Here is a 1,398-nt window from a genome sequence, read left to right as displayed (position 1 = left end):
CATAGCAATGAGGTATAATTATTCCTTAACCTTAACACATCCATTTAAATAAATACGATTTAAATAAAAAAACCTCGTTGTAACGAGGTTTTAAGTACTATCGAAATTTTAATCAGCAAACTTTTGCTTTCATTGAGCTTTTGCAAAAAATGCATTTAGCGCCATGTGGATTATTTACTGAAATATCAAACTGTGAGGTTCTATATTGAGATCCACTACAGCAAGGACATTTAAAGTACAGATAGACTTTTATAGTGTCTTTAAAGCGCCACCACTTGTCCTGCAGCAGGACCTTTTGCACCATTTTCAATGATGAATGAAACTTGCTGACCTTCAATTAAAGATTTGAAGTTATCACTCTGAATTGCAGAGAAATGAACAAATACATCTTTAGAGCCATCAGCTGGAGTAATGAAACCAAAACCTTTATCGTCGTTAAACCATTTTACTGAACCAGTCATTGTATTAGACATAGAATTTCCTTTAATTTTTTAAGTTTGCCATAAGGCATATTAGGTTTGTTTTTTATTTTTACTTATGGGAATTAATTAGAAGGAATTCGCAATGAAGGGTATCTTAGATAACACTAAATGGTGAACGACTTTAAACTGACTAGCATAAATAGGCCTGTACTTCCAAACCAGTTAAACCATTAGGCCACACAAACACAATAATAGCAAATTTTATATTTCACTCCTTTTTCAGAAGAGCTTACTATTGATATTATAAATGCAAATTAAAAAGTAATATTTAGCGATTTATTTTAATACGTTATACCACTATTTATACAGCTAGAGCATATTTTTACAACTTCATAACCTGATTTTTTAGCCATTTTAATCGCTTGCATAGCATTTAAAAAGTTACCAAGATAAAATCTATTTACAGCTATAGGCATATTCTTACATCCAATCTTATGCATTTTATAACTACCCTGTGGTTCCATCATTGTCTGAATGTAATAGTTCATTTTTTCTCCATTAAGCTATACGCGAGGAAGCGCACTAACAATCCCCATCATTGATGCTTTTAAGCCTCTACACTTAGTTTTCAGAGGCTAAATACCTTTTATTTCCGTGATCTGCAGAATAGTTTTACATCCAGTATACAAGTGAAAATGCAGCTAGCAGTAATACAACTATTATTAAAGCATTCCCTGTAAGCGATAAAATGTTTCGGTACAATGTAGATAAATTCATAGGTAATCCCTTAGGAATTACTTCCCTTGGATACCGCATCTATTTGTTAGATAAAAGCTTGCGAAGGCAAGATTTGCTTTTATAGCAATGAGGCATGATCATTTAATGTACTATAACATACTATCTATACATTCACTTAATTAATAATTTTATAAATGAAAACATTTAGTTAGGAAGCATTTCATGCAAAATACTCTAA

The 1,398-nt window shown here is 31.5% G+C and carries 2 protein-coding genes and 1 pseudogene; all 3 read right to left on the bottom strand.

Annotated features, from left to right (window positions below):
• Positions 1-130: 130 nt before the first annotated feature.
• A pseudogene (ymcF, locus tag JK188_RS18060) lies at positions 131-304 on the bottom strand (cold shock small protein YmcF); the annotation flags it as partial.
• Positions 261-473 (bottom strand): transcription antiterminator/RNA stability regulator CspE, encoded by a 213-nt coding sequence (cspE, locus tag JK188_RS17375; protein ID WP_036975560.1) that lies wholly within the window; start codon positions 471-473, stop codon positions 261-263. The gene cspE and the pseudogene ymcF, both read right to left, overlap by 44 nt.
• Positions 474-763: 290 nt before the next feature.
• Positions 764-970, bottom strand: a complete 207-nt coding sequence (locus tag JK188_RS17370) for a hypothetical protein (RefSeq protein WP_154630890.1) — start codon at positions 968-970, stop codon at positions 764-766.
• Positions 971-1,398 lie beyond the last annotated feature (428 nt).

It is taken from the genome of Providencia sp. JGM181 (assembly GCF_018257375.1).
Classification (GTDB): Bacteria; Pseudomonadota; Gammaproteobacteria; order Enterobacterales; family Enterobacteriaceae; genus Providencia; species Providencia lanzhouensis.
Note: the sequence above shows the minus strand (reverse complement) of the source record. Positions and strands in the feature narration are given on the sequence as shown.